At 67.8% G+C, this 22,455-nt stretch carries 21 protein-coding genes, 1 tRNA gene and 1 pseudogene; 7 read left to right on the forward strand and 16 right to left on the reverse strand.

Annotated elements, in window-relative coordinates; all coding sequences use genetic code 11:
* Positions 1-24: 24 nt before the first annotated feature.
* Both upp and AC1C2U_RS08070 read left to right on the forward strand, forming a co-directional pair.
* Positions 25-657: a uracil phosphoribosyltransferase gene (upp, locus tag AC1C2U_RS08065; protein ID WP_495361226.1), complete on the forward strand. Its 633-nt coding sequence runs from the start codon at positions 25-27 to the stop codon at positions 655-657.
* 497 nt (positions 658-1,154) lie between these two features.
* Positions 1,155-1,964 (forward strand): winged helix-turn-helix domain-containing protein, encoded by an 810-nt coding sequence (locus AC1C2U_RS08070; RefSeq protein ID WP_495361227.1) that lies wholly within the window; start codon positions 1,155-1,157, stop codon positions 1,962-1,964.
* 192 nt (positions 1,965-2,156) lie between these two features.
* Here the strand turns inward: AC1C2U_RS08070 and AC1C2U_RS08075 are convergent, their stop codons facing one another.
* From AC1C2U_RS08075 to AC1C2U_RS08085, 3 genes are all read right to left on the reverse strand, one after another.
* Positions 2,157-3,023, reverse strand: a complete 867-nt coding sequence (locus tag AC1C2U_RS08075) for a CPBP family intramembrane glutamic endopeptidase (RefSeq protein WP_495361228.1) — start codon at positions 3,021-3,023, stop codon at positions 2,157-2,159.
* Between the two features lie 147 nt (positions 3,024-3,170).
* Entirely contained in the window at positions 3,171-3,833 is a 663-nt protein-coding gene (locus AC1C2U_RS08080) for a response regulator (protein ID WP_495361229.1), read from the reverse strand.
* Positions 3,834-3,850: 17 nt separating this feature from the next.
* The gene (locus AC1C2U_RS08085; protein WP_495361230.1) at positions 3,851-4,972 is read right to left on the reverse strand and encodes a sensor histidine kinase; all 1,122 of its coding nucleotides are present in this window, start codon (positions 4,970-4,972) and stop codon (positions 3,851-3,853) included.
* Between the two features lie 417 nt (positions 4,973-5,389).
* Between AC1C2U_RS08085 and AC1C2U_RS08090 the strand changes: the two genes are divergently transcribed.
* Entirely contained in the window at positions 5,390-5,854 is a 465-nt protein-coding gene (locus tag AC1C2U_RS08090; RefSeq protein WP_495361231.1) for a MarR family winged helix-turn-helix transcriptional regulator, read from the forward strand.
* A 338-nt stretch (positions 5,855-6,192) separates the two neighbouring features.
* Here AC1C2U_RS08090 and AC1C2U_RS08095 read toward each other — a convergent pair whose 3' ends face one another.
* The 9 genes from AC1C2U_RS08095 to AC1C2U_RS08135 all read right to left on the reverse strand — a co-directional run bounded on the left by AC1C2U_RS08095 (position 6,193) and on the right by AC1C2U_RS08135 (position 15,466).
* On the reverse strand, positions 6,193-6,486 hold the full coding sequence (locus AC1C2U_RS08095; RefSeq protein WP_495361232.1) for a GNAT family N-acetyltransferase: 294 nt from the start codon (positions 6,484-6,486) through the stop codon (positions 6,193-6,195).
* Positions 6,487-6,495: 9 nt separating this feature from the next.
* Positions 6,496-7,992 carry a hypothetical protein gene (locus AC1C2U_RS08100; protein WP_495361233.1) on the reverse strand — a complete coding sequence of 499 codons (1,497 nt, stop codon included), beginning with the start codon at positions 7,990-7,992 and terminating at the stop codon, positions 6,496-6,498.
* 210 nt (positions 7,993-8,202) lie between these two features.
* Positions 8,203-8,275 (reverse strand) — tRNA-Arg (locus AC1C2U_RS08105).
* A 156-nt stretch (positions 8,276-8,431) separates the two neighbouring features.
* Complete coding sequence (locus AC1C2U_RS08110) at positions 8,432-8,830, reverse strand: MmcQ/YjbR family DNA-binding protein (RefSeq protein ID WP_495361234.1); 399 nt, start codon at positions 8,828-8,830, stop codon at positions 8,432-8,434.
* A 63-nt stretch (positions 8,831-8,893) separates the two neighbouring features.
* Positions 8,894-9,859 (reverse strand): carbohydrate ABC transporter permease, encoded by a 966-nt coding sequence (locus tag AC1C2U_RS08115; protein ID WP_495361235.1) that lies wholly within the window; start codon positions 9,857-9,859, stop codon positions 8,894-8,896.
* Positions 9,856-10,836 (reverse strand): carbohydrate ABC transporter permease, encoded by a 981-nt coding sequence (locus AC1C2U_RS08120; RefSeq protein WP_495361236.1) that lies wholly within the window; start codon positions 10,834-10,836, stop codon positions 9,856-9,858. Before AC1C2U_RS08120 ends, AC1C2U_RS08115 begins: the two co-directional genes overlap by 4 nt.
* Positions 10,837-10,961: 125 nt before the next feature.
* Entirely contained in the window at positions 10,962-12,320 is a 1,359-nt protein-coding gene (locus AC1C2U_RS08125; RefSeq protein WP_495361237.1) for an ABC transporter substrate-binding protein, read from the reverse strand.
* A 70-nt stretch (positions 12,321-12,390) separates the two neighbouring features.
* Complete coding sequence (locus AC1C2U_RS08130) at positions 12,391-14,202, reverse strand: glycoside hydrolase family 13 protein (protein ID WP_495361962.1); 1,812 nt, start codon at positions 14,200-14,202, stop codon at positions 12,391-12,393.
* A 244-nt stretch (positions 14,203-14,446) separates the two neighbouring features.
* Positions 14,447-15,466 (reverse strand): LacI family DNA-binding transcriptional regulator, encoded by a 1,020-nt coding sequence (locus AC1C2U_RS08135; RefSeq protein WP_495361238.1) that lies wholly within the window; start codon positions 15,464-15,466, stop codon positions 14,447-14,449.
* A gap of 148 nt (positions 15,467-15,614) precedes the next feature.
* Between AC1C2U_RS08135 and AC1C2U_RS08140 the strand changes: the two genes are divergently transcribed.
* Complete coding sequence (locus AC1C2U_RS08140) at positions 15,615-15,938, forward strand: DUF7882 family protein (RefSeq protein ID WP_495361239.1); 324 nt, start codon at positions 15,615-15,617, stop codon at positions 15,936-15,938.
* A gap of 43 nt (positions 15,939-15,981) precedes the next feature.
* Here the strand turns inward: AC1C2U_RS08140 and AC1C2U_RS08145 are convergent, their stop codons facing one another.
* The 3 genes and pseudogenes from AC1C2U_RS08145 to AC1C2U_RS08155 all read right to left on the reverse strand — a co-directional run bounded on the left by AC1C2U_RS08145 (position 15,982) and on the right by AC1C2U_RS08155 (position 16,954).
* Positions 15,982-16,212: a hypothetical protein gene (locus AC1C2U_RS08145; protein ID WP_495351665.1), complete on the reverse strand. Its 231-nt coding sequence runs from the start codon at positions 16,210-16,212 to the stop codon at positions 15,982-15,984.
* A gap of 203 nt (positions 16,213-16,415) precedes the next feature.
* A pseudogene (locus tag AC1C2U_RS08150) lies at positions 16,416-16,715 on the reverse strand (DUF7882 family protein); the annotation flags it as partial.
* 74 nt (positions 16,716-16,789) lie between these two features.
* The gene (locus AC1C2U_RS08155; RefSeq protein WP_495351666.1) at positions 16,790-16,954 is read right to left on the reverse strand and encodes a hypothetical protein; all 165 of its coding nucleotides are present in this window, start codon (positions 16,952-16,954) and stop codon (positions 16,790-16,792) included.
* A 280-nt stretch (positions 16,955-17,234) separates the two neighbouring features.
* Here AC1C2U_RS08155 and AC1C2U_RS08160 point away from each other — a divergent pair, with 280 nt between their 5' ends.
* The 3 genes from AC1C2U_RS08160 to AC1C2U_RS08170 are packed head-to-tail and all read left to right on the forward strand — an operon-like array spanning position 17,235 to position 19,435.
* Positions 17,235-18,158: an SDR family oxidoreductase gene (locus AC1C2U_RS08160; RefSeq protein WP_495361240.1), complete on the forward strand. Its 924-nt coding sequence runs from the start codon at positions 17,235-17,237 to the stop codon at positions 18,156-18,158.
* 13 nt (positions 18,159-18,171) lie between these two features.
* Positions 18,172-18,438, forward strand: coding sequence for a DUF7218 family protein (locus tag AC1C2U_RS08165; RefSeq protein WP_495361241.1), 267 nt, complete (start codon positions 18,172-18,174; stop codon positions 18,436-18,438).
* Between the two features lie 13 nt (positions 18,439-18,451).
* A complete protein-coding gene (locus tag AC1C2U_RS08170) occupies positions 18,452-19,435 on the forward strand; it encodes a DNA topoisomerase IB (protein ID WP_495361242.1) in 984 nt (327 codons plus the stop codon).
* A 321-nt stretch (positions 19,436-19,756) separates the two neighbouring features.
* Here AC1C2U_RS08170 and AC1C2U_RS08175 read toward each other — a convergent pair whose 3' ends face one another.
* Positions 19,757-22,291 (reverse strand): ATP-dependent DNA ligase, encoded by a 2,535-nt coding sequence (locus AC1C2U_RS08175; RefSeq protein WP_495361243.1) that lies wholly within the window; start codon positions 22,289-22,291, stop codon positions 19,757-19,759.
* Between the last annotated feature and the right edge of the window lie 164 nt (positions 22,292-22,455).

Raw genomic sequence — 22,455 nt, forward strand, 5'->3', positions numbered from 1 at the left:
GCCGCGCTCAGTAGACTCGAGCCCATGCGAGTCCACGTTGCCGATCACCCGCTCATCACCCACAAGTTGACGGTGCTCCGCGACGTGAAGACCCCCTCGCCGGTCTTCCGTTCACTCGTCGAAGAGCTCATGACGCTGCTCGCCTACGAGGGCACCCGCGGCGTGCGCGTCGAGCCGGTCGACATCGTGACCCCGGTGGCACCCACGACGGGCGTGCGCATCGCCGACCCGAAGCCGCTCATCGTGCCGATCCTGCGCGCGGGTCTCGGCATGCTCGAGGGCATGGTGAAGCTCCTGCCGACGGCCGAGGTCGGCTTCCTCGGCATGGCTCGCAATGAAGAGACCTTCGAGCCGACGACGTACGCCGAGCGACTGCCCGACGACCTCAGCGACCGCCAGTGCTTCGTGCTCGACCCGATGCTCGCCACGGGCGGCTCGCTCACGGCGGCCATCGAGTTCCTGCTGAAGCGCGGGGCGACGGATGTCACGGCGATCTGCATTCTCGCCGCACCCGAGGGCCTCGCGGCGGTCGAGCAGGCTCTGCACGGCCGTGAGGTCACGATCGTGCTCGGCGCTGTCGACGAGCGCCTCAACGAGCTGGGGTACATCGTGCCGGGTCTCGGCGACGCCGGCGATCGCCTCTACGGCACGGTATAGGCGCGGCCGGCGACTTCCGGCACCGAAGGATCTTCGAGGCTCGACACACCGTGGCGGAGATCGTGCGCGGAAGATTTCTCAAACTCATCGTTCATCGCAGAATCTTGCAAACGTAGCGCCGGGTTCACTGGATCCTCCCGTATGTCCCGCCGCAACGCGCACCGCGTGCGACATACACCGCGTCACGTGACGGTCATGAGTTGACACACGCTCGGCCATCGGTTTGACTCTGCTCATGACTGACACCGCACGCAACCTGACCGCCTCCGGCGCTCTCAGGACGACCGGCACGATGATGCCGGCACGTGCACCCATGTGTTGTCGAATGTGCCGCTGACCGCGACCCGATCGCCGAGTCCCGCAGCCGATCCGCATCCAGATCGACGCCGACTCCTCTGAACCCACCGTCTCTCGGGGGTTCGCCCGGCCGTACGGCCATTCGTTCCGACCCCGATTCCAGGCTCGGTCGCTGCACCCTTGACACAAGGATTCTCGTCATGTCTCTCGCACCCGCACTCGCACCCGCTTCCGTCCGCACGGTCCAGGCCCGCACGGCACCGTCACTGCCGACCGCCCCGACGATTCCATCGCACACCCCCGCCACTCCGCTTCGCTCGGTCACCTCGGCTCCTCGCGTCGCCACTCCGGTGACGGATGCCTCGGCCGACGCGGCCCGCGCACCGCGGGTTCGAGCCGTGCCAGAGGGCACCGAGGCGCGCGGCTTCGTGCTCTACGTCGGCATCGACGAAGCCAAGGCGCTCGCCGACGGCACGACCCTGCACCGCATCGTCGAGGCGCTGCGCACGCTCACCGCCGAGGTCGCACCCTCGGCCGAGACGTACGCCGCCGTCGCACTCGCCCCCGAGGCCGCGGGTGGCCGCGACGTCGACGTCGTGCGGCTCGCCCTGCAAGACCCAGCCGCGCTCGCCAAGCAGCGGGAGGGTCAGGACACCCGCGACGACACCGACCGCCACCCCAACGGCGTCATCATCGACATCTCCCGCAAGCGCGTACTGCTCGACGGCGAGGCCGCCGGCCTCACCTACAAGGAGTTCGAGCTGCTGCAGTACCTCGTGCTGCGCGAGGGCCGCACGATCGACCGCCACGAGCTCATCGACAACCTGTGGGACGCCGACGACGAGGCGCCGAGCGAGCGCACGATCGACGTGCACGTGCGCCGCCTGCGCTCGAAGCTCGCGCACTATCAAGACATCGTGCGCACTGTGCGCGGCGTCGGGTACCGCTTCGACCGTCACGCCGACGTTTCGATCCGCCAGGCGTCGACGCCCTCGCCCGACCTGTACTGAGCCGGTCAGCCGACGCGCACGAGCATCTTCCCGACGTTCGTACCGTTCGATGAAACATCGGCCAGACGGATGTTCGCACTCTTTGAACGCGGTTTCCTTCGTGACTGACCCGTTAGCTTCGTGACTGACCCGTTCGCACGGGCGCCTTCGAGTACGGAGCGCTGACCCGGCTCGATGATCCGGCCCTGGCGATCAGCGGCGACGAAGCGAAAGTCGACCCCGACGGCGCGCCACAAGCAGGAGCAGCACTGTCGCCACCGAGCACACCAGGACGGCGATGATGCTGGCTTCCGGTCCAAAACTTCCCCCCGAGAGCCATGTCGGCCCGCTTGTCACGGCGGTAACTAGGGAGTCGCGCGCCTCGGAGCCGGACGTCACGGTGCCGAAGATGCCCACCGTCGCAACGTTCCAGCCGAAGTGCAGGCCGATCGCCAGCCACAGCGACCCGGTGGCGAGGTACGCAGCGCCCAACATGAGTCCGGCCTCGATCGCAATCGCAACAGCGCCCCAAAGCGAGCCGCCCGGATTGAGCATATGCACGAGTCCGAAGATGATCGCCGAGGCGCCGAGCGCCATGCCTGCGCCCCATCGACCCTGGATGAGGCGGAACACGACTCCCCGGAAGAATACTTCTTCCGAAACGGCGACCGCGCACATCGTTCCGGCGACGGCCAGCGCACCGGCGATCGACCCCCAGCCGGTGATCGTGTACGCACCGAAAAGGGCGAGGATGCCGACGGTCACCGCCGACAGTACCAACCCGCCCCCCGTCCCGATCAGCAGGTGACGGGTAGCGCCTTTCGACGCGAGATCTGTCACCTCGCGACGTTCGACGCGCCGGCCTGTCCAGAGGTACAGAGATGCCATCGCAATCGCCAGGACGGGACCGATGATGAGCGCAGCCACAGGATTGCGAAGCTCGGAGGCGATGGAGTTCGTGACGAGCATCGCCACGGCGAAGCCGACGACGACAATGGTCGTTCTGATCCAGGATCGAGTTCGGGGTTTCTCGATCCCACGCTTGGCTGATGGCTGGAGATCCTGCGTGGACTTCGTCATTCTTGCTCCTTGTCCCCTACTCGATTTCGGGGTCTGAGCATGACGATACGTCGCTCGCGAACACGGCGAATCCCACGAGGGTGGACACTTGGGATCCCTCGCTCGGGGGACCCAAGCGCCATGGAGATCAGCGATCCGCGCGGAGGGTCAGGACCAGGTAGCGAGTCCCGCTCTGTGCGCGAGTACTACAGCCTGCACTCGATCACGCACGTCGAGCTTCGTCAGGATGCGTGATACGTAGGTCTTCACCGTCTCGTGGCTGATGACGAGCTGTGCAGCGATCTCCGCGTTCGATTGTCCATCGGCGATGAGAGTCAGGACTTCGCGTTCGCGTACGGTGAGTGCTGCAAAGGTCGAACGGTCCTGCGCCGAGGGCCGCAGCCGGTCACCGTAGCGTCCGATCAACGATCGGGTCACTGCCGGCGCGATCAGTGAGTTGCCCGCGGCAACGGTTCGAATGCCCGCCGTCAGCTCAGCTGGCCTGGCGTCTTTCAGCAGGAAGCCGCTCGCGCCCGCGCGCAGGGCGTCGTAGACGAGTGAGTCCAGCGAGAACGTCGTGACCACGAGCACGCGCGCCGCGTCCGGGACCTGCGGCCCCGCTATTCGTCTCGTCGCTTCGATCCCGTCGAGAAGGGGCATACGGATGTCCATCACAACGACGTCCGGGTGCTCGCGACGGGTGACCCGTACGGCTTCTTCGCCGTCTGCCGCCTCGCCGACGACCACGAGATCGGGCTGAGCATTGATGATCGTGACGAATCCGGTGCGCAGGAGCTCGTGGTCGTCGCAGACGAGGACACGGATGGGCATGCTCGCCGGGTCCGCGCTCATATGGGAAGCCGCACGCGCACCACGAATCGATCGCCGACCGGTTCGGTCTGCAGGTCGCCACCCACGAGTTCCACGCGCTCACGCATCCCGATGATCCCCCGGCCCCCCGATATCGAAGCCGTACTCTTGCGGCTGCGGCCGGAACTGACCACTTCAACCAGGATCTCACGCTCGCCGTAGTCGATCGCCACCATTGCGGCTCCGTCACGCGCGTGCTTCATCGCATTCGTGAGGCTCTCCTGCACGACGCGAACGACCACGAGTCCTGTGGCCCCTGCCAATGGTCGAGGCTCACCACGCTCCACGAGCTGGATCAGCTGACCGGCCGAGCGGGCCCGGGCGACAAGGTCACCGACCTGCTGGTCGGCGGGCGCACGCGTGGTCTCAGCTTCCCCTTCGAGAGCCCCGAGCAGACTGCGGAGGTCGACGAGCGTCGTTCTGCCCCCGTCAGCGATGGAGGCAAGGAGGTCCAGCGTCCCCTGATCGATCTCCTGACGAAACTGTCCGGCCTCGGCCTGCACGACCATGGCCGTCACATGATGAGTGACCACGTCGTGCAGCTCGTGGGCGATGCGCGCGCGTTCGGCTGTGATCGTCTCCTGTTCAGCGCTCTGAGTACGGCTGCGACGCAAAGCGGCCTGCGATCGGAGCCACGAGCCGAAGACCCACAGCGCCGCCAGAAGCACTCCGAAGACCAGCGCGTCGAGCACGGTGAGTGCGGCGTCGAGCGCGATCAGCGCCGCGACGAGAGCGACGTAACCGCCCAGGGCGAGCATCGCGGTCAGCATCCGGTGCCGCTCGACCAGGGCCCCTGCGCCCACCAGGGCAACAAGCAGACCGAGGGCAGCGAACGTCGTGGGGAATCCGAGCAATTGGTACGCCGAGAACGCCGAGACGGTCAGAGCCAAGGACCAGTGCGGCCATCGGCGCAATAGTGCGACTCCGCCTCCCTGGATCACGATGAGCGATGCGCCGAGCAGATCGAGCGGTCGATCGGGCGACCCGGCCAGCTCAAGCCCCTGCTGCGCCACACCCGGCACGAACGACAAGCCGACGAGAACGACAGCGGTCTGTACGTCCCATTTGACATGAGTCAGGAGAAAGCGAACGACCCACATCCTTGCATCGTACGCGGATGCCCGGAGGAGTCTTGGCAGCTCTCGGCGGCTGATCGCGACGAAATCGAAAAATAACAGAACGATAACTAGCGCCTGTTACCGATCCGTTATATATTCGGAAGTGCGCCGACTGTTTGCTGTGGCAGGCGGCGTGGAATGTGATTGCAGGACACTCTTGGTGCAAGGGTGAGGGCCGGTCGTCAGCCTCTACGACCGGCCCTCAACCGCGCCAGGGCCACAACGCTCGAGGGGCGGCACCCAACACCGTCAGCCTCTACGACCGGCCCTCAACCGCGCCACGGCCACAACAGCCGAGGGACGGCACCCCGAACCGTCAGCCTCTACGACCGGCCCTCAACCGTTTCCTCCTGCGGTTCCCTATTGTGGGATGAACCCACAAACCTGAAGGGAACGGGCATGGCAGATCGCGCGATCACCGTCGCCGCATGGGAGTCGCTGTTCCGTGCGCAAGTCACGATCATGCGTGCACTCGCGGCCGACTTCCCGAGCGAGATCATCTCGCTCAACGAATACGACGTGCTGTTCAACATCACGCGCGCACCCGGTCGTCGGCTGCGACTGAAGAACTTGAACAGCAACGTGCTCATCACGCAGCCGAGCGTGAGCCGGCTCGTCGACCGGCTCGCGTCACGCGGACTCGTGGCGAAACTCCACGACCCGAGCGACGGCCGCGGCACGATCGTCACCATCACCGAGGAAGGATTCGCCCTCTTCCGCCGGGTCGCGATCGCGCACATGGAGTCGATCAATCGGCTGTTCGGCGAGACCCTCACGGAAACCGAACTGCACGTGCTCACCGAGCTCTGCAACCGGCTCCGCATCGAAATCGACCAGGAGCAGCCCGCCGAAGCCGTGGGATGACAACCTGGCGTCACGGCCGAGCCGGCTGGCGTCGCAGCTCGACTGTTGAGTCACAGGATGACGGCTGAGCCACAGGTTGACGGCGGGGCGGGAACCCTACCTCCCGCCCCACCGCGGTCTCCTAGGGAGACCCTCCCACCGAGCGACCCGAACCAGGCCCGGCGAGATTCTCCCCGGGCGATCGGGCAGTCGCTCGATCACGCGACTCGCCGGTGCAGCGCGAGAAGGTCGGTCGGGTCCGACTCGGGTCTGCTCGAATCGTAGCCGCCCGAAGAGAGCACGGATACTGCCCCGATTGGGGGGGATCGATGCCGCGTCGCAGCCGCGTCAGGGCCAGATCAGGGCCAATCGACTGATGCCTCGTAGCCGTCGTGTCGTCGAAGGTACGCGGCGATGAATGGACACTCGGGCACGATGCGCTCACCCCGCTCGACTGCGTCGTCGAGCGCGAACCTCGCGAGCTTGCTGCCGAGGCCACGCCCCTCGAACTCGGGCAGCACCACGGTGTGGGTGAAGACGATCGCCCCGTCTTGGAGTCGGTACTGCGCGAACCCGGCCCGTTCCCCGCCGAACGTGAGCTCGTACCGGTGGCGGTCATCGTTGCGGACGATTTCGATGATGTCGGTAGCCATGGCGCGACTCTACTCGACCCGCCCGGCCGGTCTGGCCGGTCCACCAGTCCGACATGTGTGACCGCTTCGACCGCTCCGATGGTTGCGCCTGCTTCGCCGCAACCCACGACGCCGACGCGCAGGGGCCGTCGGCGGCCGCAGTTGTCGCCCGGGCGACGGCCGGGGAGACCGCGACGCGCGGCGAGGGCGATGACCGTCGCCCCATCTGATCCGCAACGGCGCGGAAGCCCGCCGCGGCGTGCTCGAGTCCCGAAGCGCCGACTGGCGTCCGGCGCGAGGAACGGAGCCCGGTCGAGAGCGCCCGCCCGGCCACCCGGATCGCGGGTGACGGTGACGGATGCCTCGGGCGGGAGCCGCGCCATCCGCTGATCGCTGACCTCGCTCGTGCACGGTCGTGGTCGCAACGACGAGCGCGATGAGCCACGCGAACACGAGCGTGAAGGCCACGAGCTCGAAGACGGTGAGGTTGAAGATGCCGAGCTGGTCGTACGCCACCATCGCGGCGGCTTCGATCGCGAGCGAGACGTAGGAGAAGCACACGAACACCGGCGGCATGCGCGACGCGAAGATCTGCACCCCGACGCACAGCACCGCGAATGAGGCCGCCGCCCCGAGTGCGAGGGCGTTGTGCAGATCGGTGGCACCGTTGATCGGCACCAGGCCGACGCCCATGAGCCCCACCCCGACGAGCGCGATGAGCGTCTGCATCACGACGCGAGCACCCGCCCGCAGACCGAACGGTCCGTGCGCGAGCGCGCGGGTGAGCGAAGCCGACAGCCCCGCCATGCCGAGCCCCGACACGATGATGGCCACGTTGAAGCAGGCGGCCGCGAGGTCGTTCGACGTGCCGAGGGTGCTGAAATTGCGCGTCCACCAATCGCCCGTCGGCGTGATGCTCATGCTCGCGAGGCTTCCGGCGGCGAGCAGCATGGCGACGAGGTTGAAGGTGCGGTACGCCTCGTGCTCGATGGCATGGCGGTGCAGATGGAACGTCCCGACGCCGAAGACGACGCCGAGCACCACTCCGGCCAGCCGGTGGCCACCGGGAAGCCCGTCGAACGCCGCGGCGGTGAAGTGCACGCCGAGCAGGGCGATCGCCGCCCAGATGAGCCCGTTGCAGAGCGAACGACTCTGCGGCGTCAATGCAGGCATGCCCAGGTGAGCGATGCCCGCAAGCCCTGCGCGCGAGGCCGAAGCCACGACCAGCGCCGCGCCGACGACGGCTCCCCCGGCGAGCGCAGGCATCATCCAGAGCATGTCGACCGCGTGCTCGGTGTTCGTCGGCGAGAACTGCGGGTCGAGCGCCCGGTATAGCACGATCGACACGGCCATCGCGATGAGCAGGGCGTAGACGCGCCGCGTGAGCGATGCGACGCGACGCGAACGCAGGCTTCTGAGCCGAACGTGCCCCTCACGGTCGGCGGAGCCGGGATTCATCGTGCGCTGGCGCTTCAGCATCACCCGGTAGAACGAAGCCGAGTCGAACTCGACGCGCACACCCCTCATATCCGAACTCTCGATTACGGGACCCAGATGTGCCGAGCCTAACCGCCGCGCCGCAACGCCGTCACCCGATCGACGAGCCGCACACGCCGATACTCAGCGAATTCCCAGTAAACGGCAGCGTTTCGCTGAGGGCATCCATAGCTCGGAGAGACGAGGGGAAACGAAAACGGCCCGCTTTCGCGAGCCGTTCTCTTACTGTCTCAACCAGTGTGCGCCCGGAGGGATTCGAACCCCCAACCTTCTGATCCGTAGTCAGATGCTCTATCCGTTGAGCTACGGGCGCATGGGATGTCGCCTGCGCTTCGTTCGCGATCAGGCAACCACGTAACTCTAACCCAAGGGTTCGGATCGCGCCAATCGACGGGCACGCACCCGCGGCTCCGCCGGCGGGCATGCATGACGACGCCTGCAGACGCGAACAGGGCCGTCGGCGGGCGGCTCAGCCGCCCGAGTGTTCGGGTCGCAACGCGTCGAGCGCGCTCACCTGCCGGCGGTTCGCGACTTGCCGATAGGAGGTCTCGATGAGCTCGGCGATGAGGCCCCAATCGGAGTTCGGGCCGTCGAGGTCGAGCGCGACCCATCGAGTGCGGTCGTAGTAGGGCGGCCCGAAGAACCGCTCGTCTTGCACGAGTGCGAGGTGCTCGTCGGGGTCGGTCTTCAGCACGATCGAGAAGGGTCGCTCCATCGAGGCGCTCACGTGCACGAAGATCGGTTTCGCGGCCCTGAAGGTCGGCCGACCCCATGCCTCGACCTCGACCGCTTCGGGCAACTCGAGGCAGACGGCGCGCACGCGTTCGACGAGCGGATGCCGCGGGTCGACGACTCGGGGATGCTCCACGCCCGCCACCCTACGCGGCACCGCCGACTCCGCGCGAGCCGCGGCATCCGTTCATCGCACCTACTACCCCTTCACTGCGCCGCCGAGGCCCGCAGAGCGGAGGAACACCCCCTGGAACACGAGGAACAGGGCGACCGGGATGAGCGTCGAGATGGCGAGCGCCGCGAGGAACACGTCGAGTTCGATCGAGCCCTGCACTGCCGGCAGCCGCACCGACAGCGGCTGCACGGCGGGGTTCGGCAGAACGAGCATCGGCCAGAGGAAGTCCTTCCACGCGGCGATGATCGCGAACACCGACACCACACCGAGGATGGGCTTCGACATCGGCAGCACGATCGACCAGAACAACCGGAACGGGCCGGCGCCATCGGTGCGCGCCGCCTCGAACACCTCCCGCGGGAGCGCGTCGAAGAAGCGCTTGACCAGCAGGATGTTGAACGCGTTCGCCGCGGCAGGCAACCAGACGGCGAGGTAGTTGTTGAGCAGTGACACGTCGCCGAGCAGCGGCGGGTTCACGATCGTGAGGTAGAGCGGCACGAGGAGCACGACGGCCGGGATGAACATCGTCGCGAGGATCGCCCCGTTCAGGATCGGCCCGTACTTCGGCCGCAACACCGACAGCGCGTACCCGGCCGTCGTCGCGACGAGCAACTGGAAGAACCACGAGCCCGCCGCGATCACGATCGTGTTCCAGAAGAACTGGTCGATGTGCACCTCGACCCAGGCGGCCTGCAGGTTCGCCCAGTCGATGCCGTTCGGCCAGAGCGCGAGGGGTTGGCGCAGCGTGTCCTGTGTCGGTGTCACCGCCGACTTGGCGAGCCAGAGGAGCGGGCCGAGGCCGACGATGACGAGGCCGGCGAAGAGCGCGAGGTGCACGCCGCTCATGCCGATCCTCACGCTGCGCTTCTTGCGCTCGTACTCCGAGACGATTCCGCGGTCGCCTTGGTCGTCGTCGGTTCGCCTGGCCTTGCGGGGCTTCAGGGAGAGACGGGGCAGGCGGATGTCCCGTGCAGTCGGCGTCGTCGTCATGAGGCGCTCCAGCGGTTCGTGAGCTTGAAGTACAGCCAGCTGAGGAGGGCGAGCACGATCGCGAGCATCACGCTGAGCGCCGTCGCCTCGCCGTAATCGCCGCCGAGACTGTTCTGGAAGGCATACCGGTAGATGAGGAGCAGGACCGTCACGGTCGCGTTGTTCGGCCCGCCGCCCGTGAACAGGTACGGCTCGAGGAACACCTGCGCCGTGCCGATGATCTGCAGGATCAGCATGATGAAGAGGATGCCGCGCAGTTGCGGCAGGGTCACGTGCCAGATCTTCTTCCAGATCGACGCACCGTCGACCTCGGCTGCGTCGTAGAGTTCGGGCGGCACCGCGAGCAGCGCGGCGAGGTAGATGATGATCGATCCTCCGGCGGCCGCCCACGTCGCCTCGAGCACGAGCGAGGGCATCGCGGTCGCAGAGGACTGCAGCCACGGCTGCGGGGGAATGCCGACCCAGCTGAGCACGGTGTTGAAGAGCCCCGTCGGGCTCGCGTCGTAGAAGACCTTCCAGAGCAGCACCGCGACGACGGGCGGCACGACGACGGGCAGGTACGCGAGCGCGCTGTAGAACCCCTTGGCCCGGCGCACCTCGCTCATCAGCACGGCGACGAGGATCGGCAACGGGAAGCCGAAGACGAGCGCGAGCCCCGCGAAGTAGAGGGTGTTCGCCACTGCGGTGCCGAGCAGCGGATCGCTCAGCACGTTGACGAAGTTGTCGAGACCGACCCAGACGGGCGGGTCGAGCAGGTTCGTCTTCTGCAGGCTCATGATGACCGACGCCGCGATCGGAGACCAACTGAAGATCACGAAGACGAAGAGCATGGGCGCGAGGAAAACGAGGGTCGAGAGCCCGCCGCCGCGCACCCAGGTGCGCAGATTCCTGACGCGCTTTCGGTGAGCGGATGCCGCGGCCGGCGCGCCCTCGTCGGCAGCCGGTGCCGCAGGGGGCGGTTTCGCGGTGAGGGTCATGTCGTGTCCTTCAGATCGATTCGCGGGTTGAGGAGTTCCCGACGAGGGAGGGCATGTCTCGAAACCTGTCGGGGCGAACGGGCAGGTTTCGAGACGGGCTTCGCTCCTCCTCAACCCGCGAGTTGTCACTCGTCGAGCAGAGCCTGCGCCTCGGTGTTCGCGGTCTCGAGGAGCGCATCGATGTCGGCGTTCTGATCGGTGAGCACGGCCTGCACCACGGGGTCGAGCAGGGCGTAGATCTCCTGCGTCTTGCCCTTCGGCTCGCCGACGGGCGTCTGCTCCCAGATGCCCTCGATGAACGGGGTCATCTGGTCGCGCGGCACGTTGATGAACGGCTCGATCCAGACGAGCGACTGCTCGTAGGCCTCGCGGTTCAGCACCGGCAGCAGCGGGGTTCCGACGGCCTGGTCGCTCGCGGCGAGCGTCTCGGCATCGAGCACCGCTGCGTCCTCGTTCAAGAGCTTCTGCATGTAGTACCAGTCGATCCAGGTGACCGCTGCAGCCTTGGTCTCGTCATCGACCGTTGGGCTCACGACCGCGATGTCACCGCCGCCGAGCGTGCCGCCGCCGTCTTCGACGGGAATGACCGTGAGGCCGTAGTCGTCGGGGTTCAGCGAGAAGTCGCGCACGAGTGCCGTGTAGATGTCGGAACCCGTGGTGTACATGCCGATGTTGCCGGCCGCGAACTCCTGGTTGATGGATCCCCAGTCGAGCAGGAAGTTCGACCCGAGCGAGTTGTCCTCCCAGCGGAGCGCCTGCAGGAACTCGAGCGCAGTCTTCGTGCCGTCGTTCGCGATGGTCGAGGTGTAGGTGCCGTCGCCGTTGTCCTCCTGCGTCGAGCCGCCACGTGCGACGGTGGCGGCCGTGAGCTGCCAGCCGCCCGTGTTGTTCTGCGTCATCTGCATGTACCCGGCCTTGCCGGTCTTCTCGGCGATGGTCTTCGCGGCCGCACGGACCTCGTCCCATGTGGTGGGCGGGCTGTCGGGGTCGAGCCCGGCCGCTTCGAAGAGCGTGCGGTTGTAGTGCAGGCCCATGGCATAGGCCTGGCGCGGGAATCCGAAGATGCGCCCCTCGGAGTCGGTGACGCCGTCGAGGATGACGGGGTTGAAGCTGTCGGTGTAGCCGAGCTCCTCGATCTCGTCGGTCACGTCCGTGAGCTGGCCGTTCTCGAGCAGCGTCTTCGAGTCGGTGAAGGGCACCGTGAACACGTCGGGGAGGCTGCCGCCTGCCAGTTGCACGGCGAACGTCGGGCCCTCCCACTCATACTCGACGCCGATGATGTCGATGTCGGGGTTGAGCTTCTCGAACTGCTTCTCCTGCGCTTCGAACGCTTCGTACGCTGCGGCGTCAGCGCCGGGCGGGAACGTCGCGACACGAAGCTCCGTCTTGTCCCCGTCGGTGCCTCCGGAGCTGCAGGCGGCGAGTGCGCCCACCATCGCGAACGCGGCGATGCCGGCGATCACGACCTTTCTTGGTGACTTCATTGTCCAGTCCTTTCGGTGCTGTGTTCAGGTGTGGTGAGGTGCGTGCCGCGTTTGACCGCGGCCTCGACGATCAGGCGGATCGGTGGAGCCAGACCGTGGAGTCGGGAGGGAGCAGCCCGCCGACGAGCGGGGTGCTCGAGAGCAGGATGCTCTCGTGTTCGGGCAGGGCGATCGGGTGTTCGCCGAGGTTCGTGACGTTCACGAAGTCATTGCCGCGCAGGAAGGCGAGCACCTCGGGCTCGCTCTCGAGCCAGGTGAGCGAACCGTCGCCGAGGGCGCGCTCACGACCGCGGATGCGCAACGCCTGACGGTAGAGCCAGAGCATCGAGCCGGGGTCGGCCTCCTGCGCCTGCACGGTCAGCGCAGCCCAGTCGGCGGGCTGCGGCAGCCATGGTGCAGCGGCCACTTCGACAGGCTCAGCGAGCAGATTCGCTCCCTGAGCTCGAGCGGCCGCTTCGACAGGCTCAGCGAGCAGATTCGCTCCCTGAGCTCGAGCGGCCGCTTCGACGGGCTCAGCGAGCAGATTCGCTCCCTGAGCCTGTCGAAGGGATGCCTCCGGGGGGCTGAACCCGAAGGGGGCCTCTGTGCCGCGCCAGGGCAGGGGCACGCGGCATCCGTCGCGGCCGGGGTCGACACCACCGGAGCGGAAGTGCATCGGGTCCTCGAGCACTTCGCGGGGCAGCTCGGCCTCGGGAAGGCCGAGCTCGTCGCCCTGATAGAGGTAGAGCGAGCCGGGCAGAGCTGCGGTGAGCAGCGCGGCGGCACGGGCGCGGCGAGTGCCGAGCTCGAGGTCGGTGGGGGTGTCGAAGCGCTTCTTCGCGAACGCGAAGCTCGAGTCCTCACGGCCGTACCGCGTGACGGGGCGGGTGACGTCGTGGTTCGAGAGCACCCACGTGCTCGGGGCGCCGACCGGCGCGTGCGCGGCGAGCATGAGGTCGATCGAGCCGCGCAGCTCGCCGGCATCCCACGGGCGCGACATGAAGTCGAAGTTGAAGGCCGTGTGCATCTCGTCGGGGCGGAGGTAGGCCGCGAAGCGGGCGGCATCCGGAACCCAGACCTCGCCGACGAGCACTCGGGTGCCCTCGTAGGAATCGGCGATGCGCCGCCACGAGCGGTACACCTCGTGCACCTCGTCGCGGTCTTCGGTGGGATGCTGCCCGGGTGCGGGCTGATCGGGAACCTCGGGCAGTGACGGGTCCTTGATGAGGAGGCCGGCCGAGTCGATGCGCACACCGGCAACGCCGCGGTCGAACCAGAAGCGCAGGATGTCCTCGTGCTCGCGGCGCACGTCGGGGTGGTTCCAGTTGAGGTCGGGCTGCTCAGGAGTGAAGAGGTGGAGATACCACTCCCCCGGTGTGCCATCGGGGTTCTCAGTGCGGGTCCATGTATCGCCCTGGAAGTTGGACACCCAGTTCGTCGGCATCTCGTCTCCGTTCGGGCCTTTGCCCGGGTGGAACCAGAAGCGCTCGCGCTCGGGCGAGCCCGGGCCGGCGGCGAGGGCCGCCTGAAACCACGTGTGCTCGCTCGAGATATGGTTCGGCACGACGTCGATGATCGTGCGGATGCCGAGTTCGAGTGCCTCGGAGATGAGAAGCTCGGCGTCGTCGAGGCTGCCGAAGCTCGGGTGGATGTCGCGGTAGTCGGAGACGTCGTAGCCGCCGTCGGCGAAGGGCGAGGGGTACCACGGGTTGAACCAGAGTGCGTCGACGCCGAGTTCTTTCAGGTAGCCGAGTCGGCTGCGCACTCCCCGCAGGTCACCCGTGCCGTCGCCGTCGGAGTCGGCGAAGCTACGGACGTAGACCTGGTAGATCACGGCACTGCGCCACCAGAGGGGGTCGGGCGCGACGGTTGTGGGAACCGTGGTGGCATCCGTGAGGTGCATGGTCACGCTGCGTGTCTCCTCGTGTCGACGGGCGGCGCGCGACGTCAGGGAGACGACGGCGTCTTGCACGTCAACGTAGTGAGAGCAACAGAATGATGCAACTATTCAACAAATCAGCAAATATTTGCGATGCCTTGCAGTCGATTGCGAGACTCACTTGCATCCCATTTGCGGGTTGAGGAGGCGCGCCAGCGCTGTCTCGAAACCGGCGAGCGGGTTCGGAGACACTCGCCGCGCTCGTTCCTCAACCCACGAGGCTGCGTCGCACGGGCGCTGTCGAGCCGCGCACCACGAGCTCGGGGGCGAAGAAGACCTCGTCGCCGATCGCCCGATTGCTCGACATCTGCCGCATCAGCAGATCGATGATCGTCTTGCCCATCGCCTCGATCGGCTGCCTGACCGTGGTGAGCGGCGGCTCGGTGCACGCCATGAGCGCCGAGTCGTCGTATCCGATGACCGATACGTCGTCGGGCACTCGCAGCCCGGCCCGCCGCACCGCCCGGATCGCACCGAGCGCCATCGGGTCGCTCGCACAGACGATGCCGGTGACCCCGGCCGCGAGCAGTTTCGTCGCCGCCGTCTGCCCCGACTCCAGCGAGTACAGCGAGTGCACGACCCGGTCGTCGCCGAGCTCGATGCCGTGCCGCTCGGCCATGCGGAGCGCTGCCTCGTGCTTCCGACGCGAGGGGATGTGATCGCTCGGCCCGAGCAGGATGCCGATGCGCTCGTGCCCGAGCTGCACGAGGTGCCCGAACGCCTGTTCCATCGATGCCGCGTCGTCGCACGAGACCGTGGCGAAGCCGATCCCCTCGACCGGCGCACTCACGAGCACGGTCGGCAGCTTCAGCTCGCGCAGGCGCTCGTAGTGATCATGGTTCGCGTCAGCCTGGGTGTACGCCCCGCCCGCGAAGATCACCCCGGACACCTGCTGATGGAGCAGCAGCTCGACGTAGTCGGACTCGGAGATGCCGCCGGCGGTCTGGATGCAGAGCACCGGCGTGTAGCCGTTCTGGGCGAGTCCGCCCCCGATCGCCTCGGCGAGCGCGGGGAAGATCGGGTTCTGCAGCTCGGGCATGACGAGACCCACCAGCCGCGCCCGCTCGCCGCGGAGTTTCGTCGGCCGCTCGTACCCGAGCACGTCGAGCGCCGTCAGCACGGCGTCGCGCGTCGATGCCGAGACGCCCGGCTTGCCGTTCAGCACCCGGCTGACGGTCGCTTCGCTGACTCCGACCTTGCGCGCGACATCCGCGAGTCTCCTCGACATGCCCGCCATGCTACGGGAGGCCGCGCAAGAACTCGACAAGCGATCGGATGCCGCGGCGCACCGTGTCTCCGACAACTCGCTCGCGATCTGACACCTGACGCCCGCGCCTTTTCTGTGCCGCGGGGCGCACGGCGGCTAGAGTGCGAACATGGGCAAGCTCATCTACAACTCCTCGTTGCGTGAGATCGACATCGACGATCGCACGCTCGCCCACTTGCGCGTGGCGATTCTCAACAAGCTCCGTCGCTCCGAGAGCTTCGCCATGACCTGGGAGCACGGGGTCGAGAACGGCAGTGGGCGCACCACCATTTGGTTGCACGAGTCCATCCCGCTGCAGTTCGTCTTCAGTGGCAACCGGCCGCCCGTGCTGAACCGGCTGTGGATCGAGCAGCTGCTGCTCTCGGCCAACAGCACTGCCGGCCTGCACTTCGTGCCCGAACCCGATGAGAGCGAGCAGGTCGAGGGTGAGTAGCCGATTCGCCGAGCGTGCGGTCGTTCGGGCGAACGACCCGGCGTCAGTCGACCGGTTCGATCTGCGTGCGCACGTAGTCCTGCTCGGCCGGTGACAGCCGAACCGGTGCCGGCGCCTCCGTGAGTTCCTCGATCTCGCGTGCCGTCTGCACGTCGAGCACGCCGTCGAGTTCGGCGAGCACTCGGTGCTTCGCCACGATCGAGAGTTGCGGCCACCATCGTTCGATGAGTGCAAGCGGCCGCACTTCGACCGGCTGCTGTGTGTTCTCGGCCATCGTTGCCTCCCGTTCTCCGCCCCCGTGAAGCGAGCGGCTGTGCGCGCTCAGGTCGGCCGCGACTCCTCGTTGCCGGACTCGACTTCTTGCATGTCGACCTCTTGCACGTCGACCTCTTGCACGTCGACCTCTTGCACGTCGACTTTTTGCACGTCGACGCCGACCTGCACCGGCTGGTCGGGGTTCATCGGGATCGGGTCGGTGTCGAGGTTCTCGGGCACGAGCCGGACACCACCGGTGCTGTTCGCCGAGCGCATCAGGGCTTCGATCCACTGGCGGCTGAGCTCGGGCGCCACGGGCTCGTCGAACACGAAGCGCAGCGGGATCGAGGCGTGCAGCCAGAGCGTACTCCGCCCGCGAGGCTGATCCTCGTTGTGCTGCCACGAGAGCGTGAACGACTCTCCTCGGCGGAGTTTCGTCGTGATGGCGACTTTCAGGTGCGCGAGGGCACGGTCCTCGATGCCGATCGGGGTACCGGAGTCGCCGTAATACAAGGTTCCCACGCCACCAGCATACGACGTCGGCACGCAGAACGGGCGACCCGAAGGCCGCCCGTACTGATGAAGTGCGTCGCGGGTCAGGCCGTGCGGTTCCCGCTGATGTAACGAACGAGGAACACGATGACCGCGATGACCGCCAGTGCGATGCCGACCCAGATGAGGAAGTTCAGCGCGGGGACGACGCCGCCCGTGATGAGCAGCACGACTGCGGCGATGGCGATGATGGCGACGAGGATGTTCATGATCTCTCCTTCATATGATCCGCGCTCGTGATCGACGAGCGCGGCGAGTGGTTCGGTGCCCGACGGGCAGAACCTCGAGACGGGGGTACGCCTCGTGCTCTCAACGCTAGGGGCGTGTCACGTAGCGGGGCTAGGGGTTGACCCCCGTTCGCGCCGCGTGATACCTGAAGGCCGCCAGTGGCAGCCGGCCCCGTCGGTGCTGGCCGCGGCTGCACGCCTGTCAATCCCCTGACGCAAACAGTGGAGCGCGCGTACGGTGGCTGTGATCTGAGGAGGTCCCATGACCAACGATCGCCCGACCGATGACCTGAGCAATCACCTGACCAACGATCTGCTCATCGATCCGACGACGAAGCACACGACTGACCGGTTCCCGAAGCAGGAGCAGGAACCACCCGGCCTCACCGAACGGATGATTCCCCTGCCCGATCACGGTGAGCAGAGTTATCGCGGCAATCGCCGGCTCGAGGGGCGGCGGGCGCTCATCACCGGCGGTGACTCCGGCATCGGGCGGGCCGTCGCGATCGCCTTCGCTCGAGAGGGTGCGAGGGTCGCCATCGCCTATCTGCCCAGTGAACAGCAGGACGCGGACGAGACCGCGAAATGGATCTCGGATGCCGGATCCGACCCGCTGCTGCTGGCGGGCGACCTCCGGAACGAGGACCACAGCAAAGAGCTCGTCGCTCAGACCCATCAGGCCTTCGATGGCATCGACCTGCTCGTGCTGAATGCCGCCCACCAGCGCGAACGCAGCGGCATCGACACGATCCCGACCGACGACTTCGAGACCGTGATGCGCGTGAACCTCTTCGCACCGGTCTTCCTCGCACGTGCCGCGGTGCCGCTCATGGACGCCGGGTCGAGCATCATCACGACGACGTCCATCCAGGGCTTCGATCCGTCGTCGGCGCTCGTCGACTACGCGATGACCAAGGCGGCATTGGTGGCGTTCACGAAGGCCCTCGCCGAGGAGCTCGGACCACGCGGCATCCGAGTCAATGCCGTCGCCCCCGGACCGATCTGGACGCCGCTCATCCCCGCGACGGGCTGGCCCGACAAGCTGCCGGAGTTCGGGCACAACACACCGCTCGGTCGGGCAGGGCAGCCTGCGGAACTCGCCGGCGCCTACGTGTACCTCGCCTCGGACGAAGCGTCGTACGTCTCGGGGGCGATACTGCCCGTCACCGGCGGTCGTGGGCTGTGAGAGGAGACGCACCATGCCAGGACGCAGGAACGCATCGCTGAAGGATCCCGAGCTCTACGAGGAGCTTCGCGACGACGGCGCCTCGAAGGAGAAGGCCGCTCGCATCTCGAACGCCGCGGCGGCGCAGGGCCGCAGCGCGATCGGCCGCAAGGGCGGCGAGAGCGGCGACTACGAGGACTGGACCGTCGATGCGCTGAAGAAGCGCGCGAAGGAACTCGGTCTCGCGGGCTACAGCGGCAAGCGCAAGGCCGAACTCATCGCGGCACTGCGCAACCACTGACCGCCCGACGCCGATGCCGCGCCTCAAACGGGTCGAGCCCTACGTCTCGCCCGGGTTCACCCGGGTGCGACGCGGGCGCGGCTTCGGCTACGTCCACCGCGACGGCGCCGCCGCAGGCCGAGCCGAACGCGCGCGAATCGCCGATCTCGCGATCCCGCCCGCCTGGCAGGAGGTCTGGATCTCCGACGCTCCGAACGCGCACATCCTCGCCGTCGGCATCGACGCGGCGGGCCGGCGGCAGTATGTCTACCACCCGGTCTGGCGCGAGCACCGGGACGCCGAGAAATTCCTGCGGATGACCGCCCTCGCCGAGGTGCTGCCAAGGGCACGGCGAAGCGTCACCCGTGACCTCGCGCTCGACGACCTGCCCCGCGAGCGGGTGCTCGCCGCTGCCTTCCGCACCCTCGACCTCGGCGCCATCCGCATCGGATCGGAGGAGTCGCTCGCCGGGTTCCGCAGCCGCGGCCTCACGACCCTGCTCGTGCGCAACGCCGTGCTCGACGACCGCGAGACCGTGCGGTTCCGCTTCCGCGCGAAGGGCGGCCTCGCACAAGACCTGCGGGTGACGGATGCCTCGCTCGCCACGTTCGTCGGACGGGCGGGCGAGCGCTCGGCAGCCGCCCGACTCTACGCCTGGACCGCCGGGCCGGCGATGCGGGCCGCCGTGCCGGTCGACGTGAACGACGACATCCGCGAACGCACCGGCGGCGACTTCACCGCGAAGGACTTCCGCACCCTGCGGGGCACCATCGCGGCGGCGGACCGCCTCGCCGAACTCGGGCCGGCGGCGAGCGCCCGGGCGCGCACCGCCGCGATCCGCGAGGCGATCGAAGAGGCGTCACGCGTGCTCGGAAACACGCCCGCGATCGCCCGAAGCAGCTACGTCGACCCGCGGGTGCTCGTCGCCTACGAGCAGGGCGTCATCGTGGCATCCGGAGCCGATCGTGAACGACGGCTGCTCGAGCTGCTCGGGCCGGCGGGCGCCGACGCCGTCTGACGCTGGCACGACGGCGCATGTCGGTTGACGTTCCCGCTCGTCGGGGGCGTGCGTGGAAATGATTACTTGTGCGGACCTATTGACATCAACGCGCGAATCGTGGCACGGTGGCTCAACTGACCGGATGCTGTCTCGACCCTCATCGGAGTCCGTTCGTCGTCGTGTCAGACTTCATGGATTGCCCCCTGGCGAACGAGTACGACCTGTCTGTTTTTGCCCATTTGCGGGGGTTTTACGCAATTTCGGCACAGCGCCACGAGCAATCGTCGTATTGCTGCATCCGGTGGCCGGCGTGCGTGACACGGCAGACGCAGCTCGTCGCTACTGTTCACGCACCACGTCGGCCGGCGACTTGTCGGGACGCAGGCCCCGCCAGCGCGGATGCCGCGCAACCCCGGTGCTCGTCCAGTCGCCGAGTTCGATCTCACCGACGAGGGCGGGGCGCACCCAGACCGCGTCGCGCATGTCTGCCGCGGGCACCTGCACGAACGGCGACTCCGCCTGCTCGAGCGGCCGCAGCGCGGCGAGCAACCGGTCGAGGGCGAGCTCGCCGAGTCCTGAACCCACGCGCCCCGCGTACTCGAGCCCGTCGTCGCCGGGGATTCCGATGAGCAGCGAGCGGATGCGGCCGGTGCGCGAGCCGACGCCGCGCCGGTAGCCGCCGATCACGACCTCCTGCGTAAGGGTGAGCTTGAGCTTCAGCCAGTCGGCGCTGCGGGCTCCCGGGCGATACCGCGAGTCCGGCCGCTTCGCCACGAGGCCCTCGAGACCGAGTCGGCGGCTCTCCTCGAGCGCATCCTCCGGCGTGCCGGTCGCGGGAGCCGGCACCTCGACCGGGACGCCGCGTTTCATGCGCACGAGGCCCGCGAGGCGCGCGCGGCGCTCGCGGTACGGCTCGTCGATGACCGGCCGGCCGGCGACCTCGAGCACGTCGAACAGCAGCAGGCGAACCGGCACGGATGCCGCAACCCGCTCGATCTCGCGCGGCCTCGTGAGATTCATCCGATGCTGCAGCCGACCGAAGTCGGGCCGGCCCTCCGCGTCGAGTGCGACGATCTCACCGTCGACGAGGGCGTCGCCTCGGACGACCTCGGGCAGCGACGCGAGTTCGGGGTAGCGGGCGGTGATGTCGACCCCGTTGCGGCTGAGCAGTCGCACGCCTCCCGCCTCGGTGCGCGCGAGCACGCGGATGCCGTCCCACTTCCACTCGAGCGCCCACTCCTCGCCTGCCAGCATGCCGAGGGTGGCCGCGGTGGCGAGCATCGGGCGCTGGGCGATCGGGCCGACCTTACCCGCTGGTGGACTAGCGTCCGACGGCCCCTCGACAGGCTCAGGGAGCGGAGGGCGCGTATCGGGACCCCCCGAACCACCATCCCCCGCGGACGCGGCGCCCGACGGCCCTTCGACAGGCTCAGGGAGTGGAGGGCGCGTATCGGGATCCCCCGAACCACCATCGCCCGCCGGTCGCGCGGCCGTCTGGTCCTTCATCCGATGCAGCAGCCACGAACTCTTTTCGCCCTGACCGTCGGTGCGGATGAGCGCCAGCCGCACCGCACCGCCGAGCGGCCCGCCGGGCCGGCCGTCGACATCGATGATGATCTCATCGTCGCGCCACTTCTCGGTGGCGTAGGTGCCTGCGTCCCAGATCGTCATCGACCCCGCGCCGTACTCCCCCTTGGGAATCGTGCCCTCGAACGTCGCGTACTCCATCGGGTGGTCTTCGGTCTGCACCGCGAGATGGTTGGTGCCAGAGCCCTCGGGCACCCCTTTCGGCACCGCCCAGCTCTTCAGCACGCCGTCGCGTTCGAGCCGCAAGTCGAAGTGCAGCCGCCGCGCGTGATGCTCCTGGATCACGAACCGCGGCGCTCCCCCGTTCGGCTGCCCCCATGCCGATGCGGGCATGGGCTCGGGTGTGACGCCCGTCTTGCGCATGGAGAGGTACTCCGACAGCGGGCCGCCGTGGGAGCGCTCGACGACGACCCGCATCGGGTCGCCCGACTCGGCGACCCTTGCGAGCACTTCGGATGCCTCGAGCTGGCGCAGGTCGGAGTCGTCGAGCTCTTCCCAGGTACGCGGCGCCGCGACCGTCGGGCGCGGACGCCCGCGCAGCGAGTACGGCGCGATCGTCGTCTTCTTGCCGTTGTTCTGGCTCCAGTCGATGAGCACCCGGCCCGTGCGCAGCGACTTGCGCATGCTCGAGACCACGAGCTCGGGGTAGTCGGCCTCGAGCGCCCTCGCGAGTTCGTGCGCGACCGCCGACACATGGTCGGAGGTCTGCGAGCCGTCGAGCGCCGCATAGAGGTGGATGCCCTTGCTCCCGCTCGTCACCGGCATCGCCTCGAGCCCCATCCCCGAGATGAGCTCGCGCACGAGCCGGGCGACCTCGGCGCACTCGGCGAGCCCCGTGCCTTCGCCGGGGTCGAGGTCGAACACCATGCGATCGGGATTCGACGGCTCGCCGCTGGCGTCGAAGCGCCACTGCGGCACGTGCAGCTCGAGTGCCGCCTGCTGCGCGAGCCACACGAGCGTCGCGCGATCGCCGGCGATCGGGTACGACTTGTCGCCGTCGGAATGGTGCTGCACACCGCGGCGCACCCAATCGGGGGCGTGCTCGGCGAGGTTCTTCTCGAAGAACGGCTGCTCAGGGGCATCCGCTGTGCCGACGCCGTGGACCCACCGCTTGCGCGTCACCGGTCGCCCGGCGACGAGGGGCACCATGACGGCGGCGATCTCCGCGTAGTAGGCGATCACCTCGCCCTTCGTCATGCCCGTCTCGGGATACATGACCTTGTCGAGGTTCGTCAGCCGCAGGCGGCGGCCGTCGACCTCGACGAGTTGGCGCGCGCCATCGGCCATGCCCCCATCATGGTCCCTGCGAGTTGAGCTCGTCGAAACCACCCCGCACTCGGCGACGGATGCCCTACCGTCACGTCTCGCGCGTCACCGCCTCGCGAGTTGCAGGATGATTCGGCCGGCACGCCGCGCACGACCAGCGTGTCGCCCGAATCATCCTGCAACTC

The sequence above is a fragment of the Agromyces sp. Y575 genome (assembly GCF_059445445.1).

Coding starts and splice junctions, on each gene's coding strand:
- upp (WP_495361226.1), top strand. CDS start 25: ATGCGAGTCCACGTTGCCGATCACCCGCTCATCACCCACAAGTTGACG.
- AC1C2U_RS08070 (WP_495361227.1), top strand. CDS start 1,155: ATGTCTCTCGCACCCGCACTCGCACCCGCTTCCGTCCGCACGGTCCAG.
- AC1C2U_RS08075 (WP_495361228.1), bottom strand. CDS start 3,023: ATGACGAAGTCCACGCAGGATCTCCAGCCATCAGCCAAGCGTGGGATC.
- AC1C2U_RS08080 (WP_495361229.1), bottom strand. CDS start 3,833: ATGCCCATCCGTGTCCTCGTCTGCGACGACCACGAGCTCCTGCGCACC.
- AC1C2U_RS08085 (WP_495361230.1), bottom strand. CDS start 4,972: ATGTGGGTCGTTCGCTTTCTCCTGACTCATGTCAAATGGGACGTACAG.
- AC1C2U_RS08090 (WP_495361231.1), top strand. CDS start 5,390: ATGGCAGATCGCGCGATCACCGTCGCCGCATGGGAGTCGCTGTTCCGT.
- AC1C2U_RS08095 (WP_495361232.1), bottom strand. CDS start 6,486: ATGGCTACCGACATCATCGAAATCGTCCGCAACGATGACCGCCACCGG.
- AC1C2U_RS08100 (WP_495361233.1), bottom strand. CDS start 7,992: ATGAGGGGTGTGCGCGTCGAGTTCGACTCGGCTTCGTTCTACCGGGTG.
- AC1C2U_RS08115 (WP_495361235.1), bottom strand. CDS start 9,859: ATGACGACGACGCCGACTGCACGGGACATCCGCCTGCCCCGTCTCTCC.
- AC1C2U_RS08120 (WP_495361236.1), bottom strand. CDS start 10,836: ATGACCCTCACCGCGAAACCGCCCCCTGCGGCACCGGCTGCCGACGAG.
- AC1C2U_RS08125 (WP_495361237.1), bottom strand. CDS start 12,320: ATGAAGTCACCAAGAAAGGTCGTGATCGCCGGCATCGCCGCGTTCGCG.
- AC1C2U_RS08130 (WP_495361962.1), bottom strand. CDS start 14,202: ATGCACCTCACGGATGCCACCACGGTTCCCACAACCGTCGCGCCCGAC.
- AC1C2U_RS08135 (WP_495361238.1), bottom strand. CDS start 15,466: ATGTCGAGGAGACTCGCGGATGTCGCGCGCAAGGTCGGAGTCAGCGAA.
- AC1C2U_RS08140 (WP_495361239.1), top strand. CDS start 15,615: ATGGGCAAGCTCATCTACAACTCCTCGTTGCGTGAGATCGACATCGAC.
- AC1C2U_RS08145 (WP_495351665.1), bottom strand. CDS start 16,212: ATGGCCGAGAACACACAGCAGCCGGTCGAAGTGCGGCCGCTTGCACTC.
- AC1C2U_RS08155 (WP_495351666.1), bottom strand. CDS start 16,954: ATGAACATCCTCGTCGCCATCATCGCCATCGCCGCAGTCGTGCTGCTC.
- AC1C2U_RS08160 (WP_495361240.1), top strand. CDS start 17,235: ATGACCAACGATCGCCCGACCGATGACCTGAGCAATCACCTGACCAAC.
- AC1C2U_RS08165 (WP_495361241.1), top strand. CDS start 18,172: ATGCCAGGACGCAGGAACGCATCGCTGAAGGATCCCGAGCTCTACGAG.
- AC1C2U_RS08170 (WP_495361242.1), top strand. CDS start 18,452: ATGCCGCGCCTCAAACGGGTCGAGCCCTACGTCTCGCCCGGGTTCACC.
- AC1C2U_RS08175 (WP_495361243.1), bottom strand. CDS start 22,291: ATGGCCGATGGCGCGCGCCAACTCGTCGAGGTCGACGGCCGCCGCCTG.